At 66.0% G+C, this 17,314-nt stretch carries 14 protein-coding genes and 1 tRNA gene; 4 read left to right on the forward strand and 11 right to left on the reverse strand.

Annotated features, from left to right (window positions below; all coding sequences use genetic code 11):
• Nucleotides 1-221 precede the first annotated feature (221 nt).
• Nucleotides 222-2,372, forward strand: coding sequence for a discoidin domain-containing protein (locus tag AC6IW9_RS00310; protein ID WP_497767714.1), 2,151 nt, complete (start codon nt 222-224; stop codon nt 2,370-2,372).
• Nucleotides 2,373-2,501: 129 nt separating this feature from the next.
• On the opposite strand, the gene AC6IW9_RS00315 is transcribed toward AC6IW9_RS00310, so the two are convergent.
• A complete protein-coding gene (locus tag AC6IW9_RS00315) occupies nt 2,502-5,183 on the reverse strand; it encodes a PAS domain-containing sensor histidine kinase (RefSeq protein WP_497767717.1) in 2,682 nt (893 codons plus the stop codon).
• A 293-nt stretch (nt 5,184-5,476) separates the two neighbouring features.
• On the opposite strand from AC6IW9_RS00315, the gene AC6IW9_RS00320 reads away from it, so the two are divergent.
• Both AC6IW9_RS00320 and AC6IW9_RS00325 read left to right on the forward strand, forming a co-directional pair.
• Complete coding sequence (locus tag AC6IW9_RS00320) at nt 5,477-5,836, forward strand: phasin (RefSeq protein ID WP_497767720.1); 360 nt, start codon at nt 5,477-5,479, stop codon at nt 5,834-5,836.
• A 46-nt stretch (nt 5,837-5,882) separates the two neighbouring features.
• Nucleotides 5,883-6,422, forward strand: a complete 540-nt coding sequence (locus tag AC6IW9_RS00325) for a phasin family protein (RefSeq protein ID WP_497767722.1) — start codon at nt 5,883-5,885, stop codon at nt 6,420-6,422.
• 61 nt (nt 6,423-6,483) lie between these two features.
• On the opposite strand, the gene AC6IW9_RS00330 is transcribed toward AC6IW9_RS00325, so the two are convergent.
• The 5 genes from AC6IW9_RS00330 to AC6IW9_RS00350 all read right to left on the reverse strand — a co-directional run bounded on the left by AC6IW9_RS00330 (nt 6,484) and on the right by AC6IW9_RS00350 (nt 11,420).
• Nucleotides 6,484-7,326 (reverse strand): shikimate dehydrogenase, encoded by an 843-nt coding sequence (locus tag AC6IW9_RS00330; protein WP_497767725.1) that lies wholly within the window; start codon nt 7,324-7,326, stop codon nt 6,484-6,486.
• An 18-nt stretch (nt 7,327-7,344) separates the two neighbouring features.
• Entirely contained in the window at nt 7,345-7,701 is a 357-nt protein-coding gene (locus AC6IW9_RS00335; protein WP_497767728.1) for a toxin-antitoxin system HicB family antitoxin, read from the reverse strand.
• A gap of 327 nt (nt 7,702-8,028) precedes the next feature.
• A complete protein-coding gene (gene ettA, locus AC6IW9_RS00340; RefSeq protein WP_497767732.1) occupies nt 8,029-9,681 on the reverse strand; it encodes an energy-dependent translational throttle protein EttA in 1,653 nt (550 codons plus the stop codon).
• 344 nt (nt 9,682-10,025) lie between these two features.
• A complete protein-coding gene (locus AC6IW9_RS00345) occupies nt 10,026-10,181 on the reverse strand; it encodes a hypothetical protein (protein WP_497767734.1) in 156 nt (51 codons plus the stop codon).
• Nucleotides 10,182-10,304: 123 nt separating this feature from the next.
• Nucleotides 10,305-11,420, reverse strand: a complete 1,116-nt coding sequence (locus tag AC6IW9_RS00350) for an ISAs1 family transposase (protein ID WP_497767011.1) — start codon at nt 11,418-11,420, stop codon at nt 10,305-10,307.
• Nucleotides 11,421-11,575: 155 nt separating this feature from the next.
• Here AC6IW9_RS00350 and AC6IW9_RS00355 point away from each other — a divergent pair.
• Nucleotides 11,576-11,652 (forward strand) — tRNA-Met (locus AC6IW9_RS00355).
• On the opposite strand, the gene AC6IW9_RS00360 is transcribed toward AC6IW9_RS00355, so the two are convergent.
• From AC6IW9_RS00360 to AC6IW9_RS00380, 5 genes are all read right to left on the reverse strand, one after another.
• The gene (locus AC6IW9_RS00360) at nt 11,609-12,823 is read right to left on the reverse strand and encodes a recombinase family protein (protein ID WP_497772580.1); all 1,215 of its coding nucleotides are present in this window, start codon (nt 12,821-12,823) and stop codon (nt 11,609-11,611) included. The genes AC6IW9_RS00355 and AC6IW9_RS00360 overlap by 44 nt on opposite strands.
• Nucleotides 12,824-13,142: 319 nt before the next feature.
• Nucleotides 13,143-13,445 (reverse strand): DUF736 domain-containing protein, encoded by a 303-nt coding sequence (locus tag AC6IW9_RS00365; RefSeq protein WP_476160615.1) that lies wholly within the window; start codon nt 13,443-13,445, stop codon nt 13,143-13,145.
• A 331-nt stretch (nt 13,446-13,776) separates the two neighbouring features.
• Complete coding sequence (locus AC6IW9_RS00370; RefSeq protein ID WP_497763867.1) at nt 13,777-14,784, reverse strand: tyrosine-type recombinase/integrase; 1,008 nt, start codon at nt 14,782-14,784, stop codon at nt 13,777-13,779.
• The gene (locus AC6IW9_RS00375) at nt 14,781-15,701 is read right to left on the reverse strand and encodes a tyrosine-type recombinase/integrase (RefSeq protein ID WP_497763866.1); all 921 of its coding nucleotides are present in this window, start codon (nt 15,699-15,701) and stop codon (nt 14,781-14,783) included. The genes AC6IW9_RS00370 and AC6IW9_RS00375 overlap by 4 nt, the downstream gene beginning before the upstream one ends.
• A complete protein-coding gene (locus tag AC6IW9_RS00380) occupies nt 15,695-16,924 on the reverse strand; it encodes a tyrosine-type recombinase/integrase (protein ID WP_497763865.1) in 1,230 nt (409 codons plus the stop codon). Before AC6IW9_RS00380 ends, AC6IW9_RS00375 begins: the two co-directional genes overlap by 7 nt.
• Between the last annotated feature and the right edge of the window lie 390 nt (nt 16,925-17,314).

Raw genomic sequence — 17,314 nt, forward strand, 5'->3', positions numbered from 1 at the left:
CCGATATACAGCTAGGGATCAGCTGCAAGAGGTTTTGCCCGCGAGAGACGGGAGGACGATCGGCGCGAGCCGTCCTCGGAACGACGTCGAGCGGGAAAAGCCGGCGCCGGTTCTCGAGTTCGACAGCGTCGATGTCATAAAGAGCGATATAGCTTGGTCTCGCTCCCCGGCGCCGACAGCGAAATTCTACATCCGACCAAGCCATTATTTTGGGAATACGAATGGTCGATCTCAATGAATTGATCGATGTGGCTCCTCTGGGCGTCGCCAGTCAAAGCTCTCTTTCCCCTTGGTCCCTGCCCAACGGCGCGCAGGCGCTGGTCGAGGATCATTTGCACAAATTCGGCTGCTGCACCGCTCTGGAAGAGCGGCCGTGGTGGGAGATCGATCTCGGCGAGCTTTTGCCGCTGCGCCGCATCATCATCGCCAATCACTGCGATCGCGCCTACCGCGCAAGGGCGAGCCGACTCGTGGTCGAGGCGTCGCAGGATCGCAAGTCCTGGACGACCCTCCATGCCGGTGTGAGCTACTTCGGCGACGGAGTGGTCGATCCGGCGATGCAGCTGGAGCTCGACGATCGGATCGTGGCCCGCCACGTGCGCCTGTCGCTGCCGGAACATCAAATTCTACACCTGCGCCGCGTGATGATTTTCGTTTCCAAGGGCTCGAAGATACGCGCGACACATTGGAAGACGCGCGGATTGCATCCGCCGCTCGACTCGCCGTCGGTGGACGAGGACAGAACGCGCCAGATCGTTCAGATCGGCAATGGCGAAAGCGATCGGCTCACCGAATTGAAGGTCAGAAAAGTCGGCCGAACGGGGAGCATTATCGGGCAGATCACGAACGCGCTTCGTTTGGCGAAGCGTATGTGGATGGCCCATGTGTGGGGTCCGCCGGCAAATGTGGGCGCGGCGGACAAGACGACGGTCGATCTCGACGAATTGATCGATGTGGCTCCTCTGGGCGTCGCCGGTCAAAGCTCTCTTTCCCCTTGGTCCCTGCCCAACGGCGCGCAGGCGCTGGTCGAGGATCATCAGTACGAATTCGGCAGCAGCACCGTTCTGGAAGCTCGGCCGTGGTGGGAGATCGATCTCGGCGAGCTATTGCCGCTGCGCCGCATCATCGTCGCCAATCACTGCGATCGCGCCTACCGCGCGAGGGCGAGCCGACTCGTGGTCGAGGCGTCGCAGGATCGCAAGTCCTGGACGACCCTCCATGCCGGTGTGAGCTACTTCGGCGACGGAGTGGTCGATCCGGCGATGCAGCTGGAGCTCGACGATCGGATCGTGGCCCGCCACGTGCGCCTGTCGCTGCCGGAACATCAAATTCTACACCTGCGCCGCGTGATGATTTTCGTTTCCAAGGGCTCGAAGATACTCGCGACACATTGGAAGACGCGCGGCGCGCGTCCGCGGCTCGATTCGCCGTCGGTGGGCCAGAACAAATCGCACAAGATCGTTCGGATCGGCGATTGCGAAAGCGACCGACTCACCGGATTGAAGGTCAGAAGAGGCGGCCGAATGGGGAATAGTATCGTGCAGATCACGAACGCGCTTTATTTGGCGAAGCGCATGGGGATGGCCCATGTGTGGGGTCCGCCGATAAATTTGGGCGTGGCGGACAAGACGATCTCCGACGGCGCGACGATCCTGTTCGCAGCTACACGGGAGCCGCCCGCAGGCCTCTATCTGGATGGCCATTTCTTCCGTATTTCGCCGATCGGCGCCCCTATTTCGCCCGTGGAAAGATATGAACTCGCGCAGCAGTTCGTCGCGCCGTACTTCGGATTGCCTCCGGTTTCGCAGGAAGGCGAGCCGGAGGGCGCCGGGGAATTGGTCATCCACATCCGATCCGGAGATATTTTCTCGACCAATGTGCATCCCCTCCTCGTTCAGCCGCCGTTGAGCTACTATACGACGATCGTGAACGATCTCATGGGCCGAGGAACGATCGACCGGGTCGTCATCGTCGCGGAAGATCGGCTGAATCCCTGCATCGACGCGCTGGAATCATATCTCTCGACGAATGGCGTACCCGCTCGTCTTCAAAGCGGCAGCTTGTTCGAGGATTTGGCCTGTCTGCGCGGAGCCCGGCATCTGGTCTTCGGCTCCAGCACGTTCGGCCCTGGCGTATGTCTCCTTTCCGGGCGGATCGACACTTTGCACGCGTTCGACGAGAGCGGATTTGCCGGCCTTCCGAACATCCGCGAATTGATCGTGCTCGCCCCGCGGGCGGGCTCCTATATCGCCAAAGGCGATTGGAAATGCACGCCGGAGCAGCTTCGGCTGATGCTCGAGTTTCCGCCGGAAGAGCTCGAATGGCGCAGATCGGCGACGACGCAGATCCCGTCAGCGGACGCAGCGGAATAATCGCCCCATTGCAAGTCTCGGCGAATTGCGCGCCTGAGGCCTCGACGATCCGATAGAGCGAGGGTGGACCACGAGCCTTCGGGCTCGCATGCCCGCGTCAAATCGATTCGGCCATCCCGCGGAGCGATCTCATTCCGCCGCCAGCACCTGCGGCGGCGGAAAGGCGACCTCGACCAGAGTGCCCTCGTTCTTGCGGCTCGCGATCGAGAAGGAGGCGTGGTTGGCCTCGATCAGCGCCTTGGTCAGCGGCAGGCCGAGCCCAGTGCCGCTGGCCTTGTGCGGGCCCACCTGGCGGAAGGGCTCCAGCGCCGTCTCGATCTCGCTCTCGCTCATGCCGATCCCCGTGTCCTTCACGCGGATCACGACGAAACCGGCGTCGGTGAGCGCGCTCGACACGATCACCTGCCCGCCCGCTTGGTTGAACTTCACAGCATTGGAGAGAAGATTGAGCAATATCTGCCGCAGCGAGCGCCGATCGGCCAGAACGCGCGGCAGGCGCGGCCACAGCGACAGCCGAATGAGGACGCGGCTGCGATTGGCCTGCGGCTGCATGATCGACACGCATTCGGCGATCATCGCATTGGCGTCGATGCGCTCGACGTCGAGCTCCATCTTGCCGGCCTCGATCTTCGACAGATCGAGCAGATCGTTGACGAGGCTCAGCACATGCTCGCCGGACGTGTGGATATCCTTCAGATATTCCTTGTAGCGCTCGCTGCCGAGCGGGCCGAACCGCTCCTCCATCATCACCTCGGCGAAGCCGATGATGGCGTTGAGCGGCGTCCGCACCTCATGCGACACTTTGGCGAGGAAATCGGTCTTGGCGGCATTGGCGCGCTCGGCCTCGCGACGCGCGGCGTCGAGCGCCTCGTCGGCGCCGCGGCGCGGCCCGAGCTCGCGCAGAACGGCGCAGCGCCTCTGCTCCGACGCCGCGCCGAGCGGTCGAAGAGTCAGATGCAGAGCGCGCGACGGCGCCCCTGCGCGGGCGGACGCCCGCAATCCGTCGGCGGCCGGATCGCGGCGGCGCAGATGATCGGCGACCGCTCCCCGATCGGCCTCGGCGAACAGCGCGGCGAGCGGCTCGCCGAGCAGCGCATCGGGCTCCTCGCCGAACAGGCGGCCGAAAGCTCCGCTCGCGCCGCGAATGCGGCCGTCGCGATCGACCATGGCGCAGGCGGCGCCGGTCGCCTCGAGCGCTGCGCGCAGCTCCTCGGCCTCGCGGCGGCGGCGCGCCAGCTCGGTCTGCAGCGCGCCGAGCCGCGCGGCGTCGGCGGAAGGCCGCGCGCTGCGCAAAGTCACGAGCGTCGCCGGATCGCCGTCCCAGTCGATCGCCTGCAGGCGCGCGTCGGCGTCGAGATATTCGCCCTCGCGGCCGCGCAGCTCGAGGACGGCGCCGCCGCCGTCGCCGGCATCCTGCAGCCGCGGGCCGGCGAACAGCCGCGCGGCTCCGCCCTCGGCGGCGAGCGCGGCGAGATCGGGATAGCCGAGATAGTCGAGCAGCGTGCGATTGGCGTAGAGCGCCCGCGCGCCGCGCGCCACCAGCACGCCGACCGGGAGCCGGTCCAAGAGACGGCGGGCGCGGTCGGGGCCGATCGGAGCCGGCTCATCGGCTTCGGCCGGCGGCTCGCGGTCGGTCGCCTGCTCCACCGCCTCGATCAGCTCGCGCGCCGGGCCTTTGCCCGGCTTCGATCCGGCGCCGAGCGCGCGGGAAATTTCGTCGAAAGCGGCGCGCTCGCTCGGCGTCAGCGGCTCGGCCGCCCCGCCTTCCTCGAAGCGCGCGTGAGCGAGCTGCGGACGCAGCGGCACCACCTTGGCGCCGGCCGACGCGACAGGCTGAGCCTCGGCTGTGTCCGTCTCCGGCGCGACGGGTTCTGGAACGGTCGCCTCCACTTCGGGCTCCGGCGGCTCCGCGCGCAGCCGGCCGACATGCAGCACGCCATAGCCCTGGAAGCCGCCGAAGCGCCGGCCATCGTCGAAGATGGGGAGCGCCCCGAGCGTCACCGGCACGCGCGCCGCGCCGCCTTGCAACGGCCAATCGAGCTCGACGCCGCTCCAGGAGCGGCGCGAGGCGAGGACATCGGCGAGGCGGCCGCCGGGATCGAGACGCAGGCGGCGCGCAGTTTCGACGAAACTGCGGCCGGCGATGTCGCCACTGTCGCGGCCGACCACATCGGCGAGCGTCGCCGTCACGTCGACGATGCGCCCCTCGGCGTCGGTGCGCCAGAGGAAGCGCTCGGGCCGCGCGGGCTTCGCCGCCGGCGGCGTCTCGGGCGTCGGCTCGATCGATGCGGGCGGAGGAGGAAGAGGAGGCGCCTCGGAGGCCGGCTCGTCCGCCTCCGAGGCATCGACGATCGACGGCGCGCATTCGGATGCGAAAGGCGGCGAAGGCGCGGTCGGCGACGCGGGCTCATTCTCGGGGCGCGCCCTGACGCCGAGCGCGGCGACGAGGAAAAGCCCGCCCTGCTCCGCCGCCCGCGTCTTGCGGCAGAGGATGGTCACCGTCTGGGCGATCGGCCCGAAGGAAAAGCGCAGGCGCTCGAGACGCGGCGCGGCGCCGTGCAGCGTCGAGACCGCGAGCTCGGCGAGGCGGCGGGCGCCCTCCTCCTCGCCGCGGAACAGCCGCTCGCCGAGCGCCGCGGCGTCCGCGCCGAAGGCGGCCCGGGCCGATTCGTTGAGGTAGACGATCTCCGGCGGCGCGCCCGCGGCCGCGACGATCGGCGCACCGGAATCCTCCAGCGCGGCGAAGGCCGGATCCTCGCGAATCTGCACGGCCGCATCGCCCCCGCTCACAAGCTCGACCTGCTCGCTCATCTCGACTGCGCCCCGAACGCGGCCGATCGACGATGGGTGATCGGTTAAGAGAAATTTAAAGGTTTCGCGCGGCTTGGTCTATGCGGCAGAAGCCGTTTCAACAAAGTTCGATGGTTATGGTGAACGGCCCCGCTCGGGGCACAAAGCATGTTGCATTGCAACATGAGTTGCGCCATAGTTCCGCCGTCCGGCTCCCCGAGAGACGGATCGGGCGTGATGTGCAGCGTCGCCGTGCCGACGGTCGCGATCGGTCCGGCGAGCCCCGCAGCGACGCGATGAGAAGGATATTCTTCGTGAGCGAACCGATCTTCCAGATTCCGAACGAAGTCCGCGACTTCGCCGAAAAGAGCATGGAGCAGGCGCGCAAGGCGTTCGAGGGTTACGCCGGAGCGGCGCAAAAGGCGATCGGCTCCCTGGAGACGACAACCTCCTCGTTTCAGACCGGCGCGACGGATGTGAGCGCCAAGGCGCTCGGCTATGCGGAGGCCAATGTCAACGCGGCCTTCGAGCTCGCCCGCAAGCTGCTGCATGCGAAGGACCCGCAGGAGGTGCTCACCCTGCAGACGGAATATGTGAAGACGCAGGTCGAGTCGATCCAGGCGCAGGCCAAGGAGCTCGGCGCAGCGCTGCAAAAGGCGACGACCGGCCGGTAATGGCGCGCCGCGGCGCGCGGCGTTTTGCAACAAGGAGCCTGCAGCGATGGCTACCCAATTCAAAGGTCCCGCGAAGCCGCGCGCGACGCCCAAGTCCGCGCCGATCTCCCTCAAGGACGTGCTCGAGGCGGACGAGCCGGTCGCGGCGCCTGCCGACACGCCTTTCGCCGCTCCGGCCGAGCCGGAGACCGCCGCGGCCGAGCCGGTCCCGAGCGAGCCCGCGGTCGAGGTCCTCGAGCCCGCGGCGTCGGTTCCAGAGCCGGTCGTCGTTCCGCCCGAACCGGTCGTTGCCGCCGCCGTGACGACGGCGAGCGTCGCGCCTGTCACGCCGCCGACCGTCGACGCCTGCGCCCTGCCTCTCAAGACGCTCGATCTCTTCAACGAGAACGCCGCCGCCGTGCTGGATTTCGCTCTGGCGCTCGGCAGGGCCAAATCGGTCGGCGACGCGCTCGAGCTGCAGTCGCGCTTCGCCAGCGAGCGCTATTCGAGCCTGATCCGCCAGGCCGGCGAACTCGCCGAGCTGACGCGGCGTGTCGCGGTCCAGAGCGGTCCGGTGAAGCTGAGCTTTTCCGCCTTCATCGCGTGATGTCTACACAAGGCGGCGTCGCTCACGAGGGACGCCCCACTGCCGATTTGGCGACGCCGACCTAGAGTGTCGCCTCGACCATTGCGCGCAGCTCCGGCGTCGCCTCGGGCATGATCCCGAACCAGTCGCGAAAGGCCGGCCGCGCCTGATGGATCAGCATGCCGAGGCCGTCCACGGCGGCAAGGCCGCGCGCACGCGCCTCGGCAAGCAACGGCGTCTCCAGCGGGGCGTAGACGATATCGGCGACGAGCGCCGCGGCGGGCAGCGCGTCGAGACGCAGATCGAGCGGCGGCTGGCCGACCATTCCCTGACTCGTCGTGTTGACGACGAGCGCGGCGTCCGCCAAGCGCGCCTCGCGCCGCTCCCAGCGATCGGCTGCGACCAATGGTCCGAAATCCTGCGCCAACGCCTCTGCGCGCTCCAAGGTGCGGTTGAAGACCGTGATCTCCGTCGCCCCGGCGTCGATGAGCCCGGCGACGACGGCGCGCGCGGCGCCGCCCGCGCCGATGACGACCGCCGGTCCGGCGTCGGAGCGCCACATGGGCGCCGCGGCGCGCAGCGAGGCAGTGAAGCCGAAGCCGTCATAATTGCGCCCCGTGAGCGCTCCGTTCTCTTCGACCACCACGCAATTGACGGCGCCGACGCGCCGCGCCGTCTCGTCGAGCTCGTCGACCAGGGCCTGCGCCGCCTCCTTATGTGGGATGGTGAGGTTGCAGCCGGAAAAATTCAGCGCCGGCAGCGCGCGCAACGCCGCCCCCAGCCGGCCCGGCTCGATCGCGAGCGGAATATAAGCGCCGGCGAGCCCGTAGCGGGCAAGCCAGTAATTATGGATCATCGGCGAGCGCGAATGCGCGACGGGCCAGCCCATGACGCCGGCGAGCAGAAAGCGGTCCTGGCCGTGCATGGTCGCTCCTCGATCTGGCTAGCCGGAGGGAACGGCGCCGATGCGCGCCGCTCCTAGGCGACTTCCGCGAGTCGCTCGGCGATGAACTGATTGACGCTCGCGCCGGCCTTCGCGGCTTGCTCGGCGATGCGCCTGTGCAGTTCGGGAGGAATGCGCAGAGAGAGCGCCGGAATAGGGCTTCTCGGGCTCGACGCCGCGCTCTTTGCACCACTCTCGATAGTCCTCGATCGTCTCGGCGAGCGCCCGGCGCAATTCGTCTATGTCGCGGCCGGCGAAATGAAGCGCGGCGCGCGCGTCGACGACGACGCCGTTCATGAGCGCGTCGCCCTCCTCATAGCCGACCTCGGCGATATAGCCGTCATGCTTCAGGATCATGGCTTCACTCCCACGCTTTCGAGGAAGCGGCGAACCGCTGCGACGGCTCCCCTATCGGTTTCCGGCCGAGGGGGGCGGGCGATGGAAAACCGCCTCGCAGCCGGGAGCAGGAAAGCGGACGCGTGAGCCGCGCCGCTCGGAACGCCCCGAGCGCAACGAGGAGGCTCTCGATTTCCGTCCAGCGCAGGTCCGAAGGGACCGGACGGGCGAAGATCGCCTCCGATATGCGCCGATGTTTCGCGTTCATCGGGCTTTGATACCAGAATAGGGCGGCCCGGGAATTTCCCGGACAGCCGAGACCGGACGACGAGGCGAGCCGCGCAGCGGCTATCGCGAGAATTTCTTGTATTTCAGGCGATGCGGAATCACGCTGTCGATGCCGAGACGGCGCTTCTTGTCCTCCTCGTAATCGGCGAAATTGCCCTCGAACCATTCGACATGGCTGTCGCCCTCGAAGGCGAGCATATGGGTCGCGACGCGATCCAAGAAGAAGCGGTCGTGCGAGATGATGACGGCGCAGCCGGCGAAATCGGCGAGCGCCTCCTCCAGAGCGCGCAACGTGTCGACGTCGAGATCGTTGGTCGGCTCGTCGAGCAGCAGCACATTGGCGCCGCGCTTCAAGATCTTGGCGAGATGCACGCGGTTGCGCTCGCCGCCCGAGAGCATGCCGACCTTCTTCTGCTGGTCCGTCCCCTTGAAATTGAAGGCGCCGCAATAGGCGCGCGAATTGATCTCGCGTTTTCCCAGATAGATGATGTCATTGCCGCCGGAAATCTCTTCCCAGACGGTCTTCTTGTCGTCGAGCGCGTCGCGCGACTGATCGACATAGCCGAGCTGCACGCTGTCGCCGACGGTGATGGAGCCTCCGTCGGGCTTCTCCTGGCCGGTGATCATGCGGAAGAGCGTCGTCTTACCGGCGCCGTTGGGGCCGATCACGCCGACGATGCCGCCCGGCGGCAGCTTGAAGGAGAGATCGTCGATGAGCAGCCGGTCGCCGAAGCCTTTCGACAAATGGTCGAAATCGATGACGTTGGCGCCGAGGCGCTCGGCCACTGGAACGACGATCTGCGCGGTCGTCGGCGCCTTCTCGTTCTGCTTGGCGACCAGCTCCTCATAGCGCTGGATGCGCGCCTTGGACTTCGCCTGGCGTGCTTTCGGCGAAGAGGCGATCCACTCGCTCTCCGCCTCGAGTGAGCGCTGGCGGGCCTTCTCCTCGCTGCTCTCCTGCGCGAGGCGCTTCTGCTTCTGCTTCAGCCAGGAGGTGTAATTGCCCTCGTAGGGAATGCCGCGGCCGCGGTCGAGCTCCAGGATCCAGCCGGTCACATTGTCGAGGAAGTAGCGATCGTGGGTGACGATCAGGATCGCGCCCGGATAATTGCGCAAATGGCCTTCGAGCCAGTTCACCGTCTCGGCGTCGAGATGGTTCGTGGGCTCGTCGAGCAGCAGCATCTCCGGCTGCTCGAGCAGGAGTCGGCACAGCGCGACGCGGCGCCGCTCGCCGCCCGAGAGCTTGGTCACATCGGCGTCGTCGGAGGGACAGCCGAGCGCCTCCATGGCCTGATCCACCTGGCTGTCGAGGTCCCAGAGGCCCTTGGCCTCGATTTCGTCCTGCAGGCGGGTCATCTCGTCCGCGGTCTCGTCGGAATAATTCATCGCGAGATCATTGTAGCGGTCGAGGATCGCCTTCTTGCCGGCGACGCCGAGCATCACATTGCCGCGCACGTCGAGCGCGGAATCGAGCTGCGGCTCCTGCGGCAGATAGCCGACGCGCGCGCCCTCGGCGACGAAGCCCTCGCCAGCGAACTCCTTGTCGATGCCGGCCATGATGCGCAGCAGCGTGGACTTGCCGGCGCCGTTGACGCCGAGCACGCCGATCTTGGCGTCGGGGTAGAAGGAGAGATGGATATTGTCGAGAACCTTCTTGCCGCCGGGGTAGGTCTTGGTCAGACCCTGCATGTGATAGATGAATTGGCGCGCCATGGGTGATCGGTCTCGCTCGGGTGGGAGTGCTCGGCGCGTTGTTTAGCGCCTTTTGCCGGGAAGTGAAAACCGGCTTTTTTCACATGCGCGTCTCTCGACCGCGGCGGACGGCGGTTCGCACGAGCGAGTCGGCGCGACCGGAGCCGTCTCGCCACGAAGGCCGATAAATCCGCCAATTCGAGCCTTTCGCTGCGCGACGTCCAGTCGTTCCGCAGAAAGCCCGAGCCGGTCACCCGGACGGCCCGATGCCGGAGGTATTTGCGCGCCGAGTCGCGCCGCCTTCGCGCCGGCTTCCTGCTCCCGCAAAATCCCGACGATCTGCTCTTCCGTGAACCGTTTCTTCTTCACATGTCCGCCCTGCGATCGGCCGGACTCTGATCGAGGCTGGTGGAATTTCTCGAGGGCAGATTATAGAGGAGGAGCTCGACTCCGGCCGCCTGCCGAACCGCGCCGACCGAACGCTTCGCGCCGAAAGCCCAGGCTGCGCCCGATGTCGTCATCGCGCTGCCGGAGCTCGCCGTCTATGACGCGCTCACTTCTCTCGCAGACAACTCGAGATAGCCTATGCCCGACTTTCCCCGGACAGCCGTGCGCCGGGCGTGGACAGGGGAATCGCTTGAAACTCATCGCCACGGCTGGGTTATGGCTCGGAAGAGGTAATCATCGTTCCAGGCGGCTGTTTTCTTTTTGATTTTGAGGCTGGCCTTATCGGGGATGTCCTTGATGAGGTTGAGAGCGGCATGCCTGATCGTCGCCATGTTGGCGGGCCCGTTCTCGGTGCGAAGACGCATCAGGTCGTCATGGAACACGACGTCGAGCACCCAGTGGAGACCGTTCTCTACACTCCAGTGGGCCCGGGCCGCGTGGGCGAACTGCTCGGCGGACAATAGCGCCGAGGAGAGATAGTAACGGCGCGCCACGCTCGTCTTTCCATCCCGCTCCACCGTCGCCTCGATCATGCCGATCATGGCGAGCGCCGGAAAGCGCGGCTCGCCGGGAAAGCGGCGGTCGGTCGAGAGCCAGTCGACCGTGTGAGACACATAATGACGGCGAACCTCGATGCGCCCATGATCGCCGTCGGTCGTCTCGTGAATGTCGCAGGCTTCCCGCTCGCGCTCGAAATAGAAGCGCACGTCCTCGGCGAGCGTCGGCCAATTGTCCTTCAGGGCGAGCAGATAGTCGGCTCCCTCGGCGCGGATTTTCTCGGCGATCTCGCGCTGACATCCCATGGCGTCGATAGTGACGAGCGCGCCCTTCGGTTCCAGGCGGTCGAGCAGCAGCGGAATGGCGACGATCTCGTTGCTCTTCTTGTCGACCGCCTCTTGACCGAGCACGAGGCGCTGGCGCGAGGCCCAGGCGGAGACCAGATGCAGCGGCGAGCCGTCCTTGCCATGCGCGCGGCGCGAGGTCTTGCCGTCGATCGCCACAATGTCGGGCTCCTTCTCGCGCAGGCTCTCGACCCGATTGGTGAAGCATTCGGCAAAGAGCGAGGCCGGCAGGGCGTTCATCACGTCGTTGAGCGCGTCATGGGAGGGGACGCCCTTCGCGAAGGGCAGGAGACGCCGCAGAAAGTCGAGCTTTTGCCTGGCCCAGCGCTCGATCTCGCAGAAATCCTCGGCCCCGGCCATCGTCCCGCACAGGACGATCAGCAGGATTTCCGGCAACGGGTAGACGACCTTCCACGCTTGGCGCGGGTCCTCGAGGGCGGAAAAATGGTCGAGAAGACTGGTCTTGGACATCGAAGGCCTCAGTGAGTCGAGGCCCTCTATGAATCACGGCAATTCCCGCGCCGAAACTCCCCTCCAGTTCGAGCGATTGCCCTGCGGGCGTGGACAGCGGCTTGACGGAAACCGCCGCGCGCGCCTATATCGCGCTTACTCGCGGCGGAGAAAGTGGCGGAGTAGCTCAGTCGGCTAGAGCAGAGGAATCATAATCCTTGTGTCGGGGGTTCGAATCCCTCCTCCGCTACCACCGATCCCCCCGACGCCGCGATCCGCATGTTGGGGTAGACGTTGGGCGCGCCCATCAGCAAAGCCAGGCGACCCTGAAGCTCTAACTTGAGCCCCTCTTCGGACGGCCTGACGATCACCTTCGCCACTAGTTCGCGGATTTTTTCTGCCGCCTCCTCGTTGTCCGGGGTCACGCCACGGCCGAAAACGTCGCCCAGCTGCCCGACCAGCTCCTCGTAATGCCGTAGGGCGGCCGGGTGCAGGCCGACGATCTTTTCCGGCTCTGGCTGGGTCTCGAGCTCGGCGATCAGCGCCAGCTTTTGCGCCTGAGCCTCCTTCATCCTGGGTCCGAGGACATCGACCGGCACTCGCTCGGTCTCATAGTCCGACCACATCCGGTCGAGAGAACGCTGAACCTCGGCCAGCCTGCTCTCCAGCTTGCCGCGCTGCCGGACTTTGTCCGCCGCCAGCCGTTCCCGCTCTTCCTGGTAGGTGCGCACGAACTCCTTCAAGAGCTTCGGCGCCTTGAGATGCTGTTGAAGACCGGCAAGAACGGCCTTCTCGATTTCGTCGAGATAGAAAATCTTTCGGTTCGTGCAGGTTCCAGCCTCTCGCATCGTCGAACAATGGACCCGGACCCGACCATGATCGCGATCCTTCATCGATAGGCCGCCGCCACAGAACCCGCACTTCAGAAGACCGGATAGCAGAAACTTCGCCTTTCGCTGCTTTTGAGGCGCCTCGAAGGTCCGCTCGGCCTTTCGCTGCTGCGCCGCCTCGAACACGTCCTTGGCGATGATCGCCAAGTGCGGCGCATCCGACCGCTTCCATTCGTCCGGCGGGTTCGAGCGCGAAACGCGTCGACCCGTATCCGGATCCTTGATCATTCGGACGCGGTTCCACACGACGACGCCGGCATAGAGCTCGTTGAGGATGATGCCGTGATGTCGCTTCTTGTTCCCGTTGATCGTCGACGGCGTCCAATTGACCCCGCGAGGCGGTCTCGCGCCTTCCTTGTTCAGCGCGTGGGCGATTTCCCGTGGCGTCTTGCCGCGGACATAGTCCTGGAAAATTCGGCGAATGACCGCAGCTTCGGATTCGACGATCTCCAATTCGCCCGGCTTGCCGGCCACAGGCCGATAGCCATAGGCCCGGCCGCCGGCGTGGCGCCCGTCTCTCACGACGCCCTGCATTCCGCGTCGAACCTTATGAGCTAGGTCGGTCAGAAAAAGCGATCCGAGAAGTCCGCGCACGCCAATCTGAATCTGATCCGCGACTCCTTCATGAACCGCGCGCAGCTCGACTCCCAGGAAATTGAGCCTCTTCCAAATTCCTGCAAGATCGATTTTATGCGGTGCACCGCATAAAGTAGATTATGCGTAGCGCGCGATTATGTGGAGTCTGGCGCCGGGAGTGGCGGCTTTCCGGGGCTTTGGCGGCGATGTCGCTCCGCATAATAACGGGGCGAAGTCCGCGACGCCCTGCAGTGTGGCAGGGCGTCGCGGGCGCCGATCAGCGCGACCAGATCAGCGCGTATTCGCCGTTCTCGCCCTCGAACAGGTTGGCGTAGATGGGGGCGGTGAACGACGGATCGTCGAGCTTGACCGAGTGATAGGTGCGGCCCTCCTTCGAGGTCCGGCGCCATGCGGCGCCGATCTCGACTCCTGAGACGACCACCCGGAGGTCGGGGGCCTTGTCGCTGGTGGAGGCGGGATCGCTGGGGACGAGGCGCGCCTTGGCGTCGATGGCGAGGGTCTTGATCGCGCCGGTGTAGACGCCATCGTTGCTGCGGGTGAACGAGCCGATCTGGGACATGATGTAGCTCCTCTTGCTGTGTTCCAAGCCCGCGACCATCGCGGCCTTGTGGCGATCAGGAGCCCCGGGACGGCCGCCCCGCACCTGCAAGGCCGCAGCGCCAGCGGAGGACGGCGGGAGCCGAGCTTGTTGTCCCGCGAGGAGCCTCCCGCAGGGAGGCGGGGAAGAAGGTTGGCGACGCTGTTGCGGGGACGAGGCCGGGTCGAAGACCGCATCCTGGGGCCGATCCGCCCACACAAAGGCCCGTTGGTCGCGGCGGCGACACCGCGCCCGAGGAGACATCCCCGATCATGCCGTCGCCGCAACAATCGCGGACGCCCGCCGTCCGCACTCATGTCGGCGCCGTGTGCGCATCGGCCATCAGCGATGCGATCAACGCGTCAGGCGCTTTGAACCGACCACGTCGCAACGCGGGCGGGAGCACCGCTTCGACGGCCTCGAGCTTTTCGGAGGGATCCATCCCGAGGTAGATCTCAGTGGTTCGGATATCGGCATGACCGAGCCACAGTGCGACCTTGCGGATATCACGCGTGGCCTGGAGCATCAGCACCGCGCAACTATGCCGCAACAGGTGTGGCGACAGCGCGCGATCAACCAGCGTGGGGCATTGTCGTGCAGCGGCCCGACCATGTTTTTCGAGGATATATTCGAACCCGGCCCGCGTCATCGCCATGCCTTGCGCGTTGACGAACAGCTCGGGCGCTTGCGGCTTCCCACGCACTGCGAGCCAGGCGCGAACGTCACGCGCGGCGTCCTTCCAGAGCGGCAGGCTGCGCTCGCGGCGCCCCTTGCCGAACACGAGGATGCTGGGGCTGGGTTGCAGAATGATGCGACTCATCGTCATCCCGACCAGTTCGGAGACACGCAGGCCGCCGGCGAAGCACAGGTGCAGCATCGCCCGGTCGCGGATCCCCGACCGGGTCGAAGTGTCCGGCGCATCGAGGATGGCGCGCACCTCCTGCATCGTCAGATGCCGGATGAGCTTGTGATCATGGCGCTTGCCCGGGATCGCATCGATCTGCGCGACCTGCGCCAACGCGCTCGGGCGCTGAAGTTCGACGTAGCGCATGAACGCCTTGATCGCGGCGAGCCGCAGGTTGCGCGTCGCCGCGCTGTTGCCGCGATCTTGCTCGATATGAGCGAGGAACGCGAGCACCATCGCGGCGTCGATCGCTTCCAGCGTAAGCCGCGATGGCCGCGTCTTCAGGCGATCGGCGGCGAAGGTCAGCAAGAGTCGGAAGCAAGTCGCATAGGCCTCGCAGCTGTGCGCGCTGTACCCGCGTTGCCGAGGCATGTGCTCGCGGAGGAACACGGTGATGAGCGGTGCGATCGGCGTCATACGATCACCTCCGCAGCCAGCATTTCGGCGGCCGCGGCGATGTCGCCCATCAAGTCGGGCGTCGCCTCCAGATACCAGTAGGTGTGTCGGATATGGCCGTGCCCGAGATAGGTCGAGAGCGCCACAAAGTCGCGGGCGACATCCTCGCGGCGCATGGCGCATCGCGCCAACGCGCGCGTCGCAAAGGTGTGGCGCAAGTCATGGATACGCGGGCGACGTGGTCGATCCGGCGCGATCCCGGCCTTGTCCAGGATCACATGGAAGGCTGCATGTACCGCTCCGAGCCCCATCGGTTTGCCGCCGACCGTCAGGAACACATGATCATCCACACTCGCGACTGTCGCCCGGATGCGCAGATAGGCGTCGAGCGCTGCAACAACGCTTGCGTGCATCGGCACAAGCCTGCTTTTGTTGAACTTCGTCTGGCGGATGTGCAGCACGCCGTCCGGCAGCAGATCGCCGAGTCGCAAATTCAGGGCTTCCGAGACGCGCAGCCCGGTCGCGGCGAGCAGGCCGATCAGCGTCGCGTGGACGTGTCGCCTGAGAGGGCTGGGCTTTTGACGCCGCAGATTTGCGGCGGCGTCGAGCATCCGCGCCAGTTCGTCAGGCGTGTAGATATACGGCGCGGGTCGCGAGCGCGGACGATAATACGGACGATGCCGTGGTATCTCGTGCCTCGAGTCCTCGGCGTGCAGGAACCGCGCGAAGTCGGCTATTTCCTGAAGCCGGCGATAGCGCATGTCCGGCGTTGAAGAGACCGTCGCCGTCCAAGCGAGCGCTGTCGCGGTGCGGATATGGCTGTCGCCATTGGCCACGGCATGGCGGGTGAACGCGTCGAGATGCCGTGCGGTCTTTTCGAGTTTGAAGCCGAGCGACCGGCGCAGCGCGACATAGCGGAGAGCATCGTCGATCAGCATGACGCGTCTCCCGGCCAGGGCTGTGTGATCGTCGCCAACAGCGTCATGTCGACCTTGGCGTAGTGCGCGGTCATCGCGGGTGAGCGGTGGCGTAGCACCGCACCCACGCCAGCAAGGCTAACACCGTGCCGCAGCATCGATGTCGCCGCCGAGTGTCGCAGCACATGCGCGCCTTTGTGTCGGCTCTCGACTCCCGCGCGTCCGAGTGCGCGCCGCACAACGCATTTGATCGTGCCGCGGTCGATGGGCCTGAGCGGCGCATAGTCGGTTAGGAACAGCGCACGTGAGCCTGGGAACGCGGGACGCGCGCGTTTGAGATAGGCGATCAGCGCATCGCCGACCTCCTGACTAAGCGGTAGCAGCTCTTCGCGACGCCCCTTGCCATGCACTCTGATATTGCCCTGTCGCCAGTCGATATCGTCGAAGCAGAGACGCGCGACCTCGCTGGCGCGCATCCCAAGCCGCACGAGCAGCAGGATGATCGTGCGGTCGCGCAGTCGCCGCTCCCCGTCGCACGCGGCGATAACGCGCGCGATGTCATCCTCGGGAAGAAAGCGCGGGATCGAAGCGAGCCGCCACTCCGCCGCGGGTGGCATGGCGTGGTCGAGCCCCAGCGGACAGCGACCGGTCGCGATCAGGAAGCGCACGAATGCGCGGATCGAACCACCAATACAATTGAGGCGTGAGACCGAAACGGAGCCGGCGCGGCCCAACATGTAGCCCCGGATCGCCGCGGCGTCATAGGCGGACGGGTTGTCGCCGAGCGCGGCGACGAACGGGATGATCGCGCCGGCGTATGTGGCGAGTGTCGTTTCGGCCAGCCCCTGCTGTTCACGCGCCCATGTCATATACTCGTCGACGATTGGCGGCCTCGAGAGCGCTGGCATCGGCGGCAGGGCGCCGCGATCTTCGAGATAGGCGATGAACAGCTTGCCCGTCTCGACGGCGTCTCTGTTGACGTCGCCTCGGAAGCGCGGGCGATATCCCGCATTGATCAGCGCGAACGATGCGGCGTGCGCGGCGCGGACCGTGTCGAACGCATAGCCCTTCTCGCGCGCCCAATGTGTCCAACAGGCGAGCAGCCTGATCCGCTCGACGATCGTCTTGTCGGTATAACGTCGTTGTCGTAGCCACGCGGTAAAATCGTCGGCGTGATCGGCGGCAAGTCCCGCCCGCAATCGGTCTTTGACGTCATTCTTCCTTACATAGACACCTGTTGGCACGGTTTGCCTCCTCGTTGGTTGGAGGCGGACTTTGGAGCGTGGGCTTCCACGTCCAAAGCGGCGATCGCGCTGATCGGTGATCGCCATCGAGCGCGGTGCCTGATCGATGCTGGGGGCGTTCTCCTCGGGCGCGGTGTCGCCGCCGCGACCAACGGGCCTTTGTGTGGGCGGATCGGCCCCAGGATGCGGTCTTCGACCCGGCCTCGTCCCCGCAACAGCGTCGACGACCTTCTTCCCCGCCTCCCTGCGGGAGGCTCCTCGCGGGACAACAAGCTCGGCTCCCGCCGTCCTCCGCTGGCGCTGCGGCCTTGCAGGTGCGGGGCGGCCGTCCCGGGGCTCCTGATCGCCACAAGGCCGCGATGGTCGCGGGCTTGGAACACAGCAAGAGGA

The organism is Methylosinus sp. shoA (genome assembly GCF_059718125.1).

Bases quoted from the DNA above. Each gene is read 5' to 3' on its own strand.
- AC6IW9_RS00370 (WP_497763867.1), bottom strand. From the start codon at position 14,784: ATGACGCCGATCGCACCGCTCATCACCGTGTTCCTCCGCGAGCACATG.
- AC6IW9_RS00315 (WP_497767717.1), bottom strand. From the start codon at position 5,183: ATGAGCGAGCAGGTCGAGCTTGTGAGCGGGGGCGATGCGGCCGTGCAG.
- AC6IW9_RS00345 (WP_497767734.1), bottom strand. From the start codon at position 10,181: ATGACGACATCGGGCGCAGCCTGGGCTTTCGGCGCGAAGCGTTCGGTC.
- AC6IW9_RS00330 (WP_497767725.1), bottom strand. From the start codon at position 7,326: ATGCACGGCCAGGACCGCTTTCTGCTCGCCGGCGTCATGGGCTGGCCC.
- AC6IW9_RS00360 (WP_497772580.1), bottom strand. From the start codon at position 12,823: ATGCAGGGCGTCGTGAGAGACGGGCGCCACGCCGGCGGCCGGGCCTAT.
- AC6IW9_RS00350 (WP_497767011.1), bottom strand. From the start codon at position 11,420: ATGTCCAAGACCAGTCTTCTCGACCATTTTTCCGCCCTCGAGGACCCG.
- ettA (WP_497767732.1), bottom strand. From the start codon at position 9,681: ATGGCGCGCCAATTCATCTATCACATGCAGGGTCTGACCAAGACCTAC.
- AC6IW9_RS00310 (WP_497767714.1), top strand. From the start codon at position 222: ATGGTCGATCTCAATGAATTGATCGATGTGGCTCCTCTGGGCGTCGCC.
- AC6IW9_RS00375 (WP_497763866.1), bottom strand. From the start codon at position 15,701: ATGCTGATCGACGATGCTCTCCGCTATGTCGCGCTGCGCCGGTCGCTC.
- AC6IW9_RS00365 (WP_476160615.1), bottom strand. From the start codon at position 13,445: ATGTCCCAGATCGGCTCGTTCACCCGCAGCAACGATGGCGTCTACACC.
- AC6IW9_RS00325 (WP_497767722.1), top strand. From the start codon at position 5,883: ATGGCTACCCAATTCAAAGGTCCCGCGAAGCCGCGCGCGACGCCCAAG.
- AC6IW9_RS00335 (WP_497767728.1), bottom strand. From the start codon at position 7,701: ATGATCCTGAAGCATGACGGCTATATCGCCGAGGTCGGCTATGAGGAG.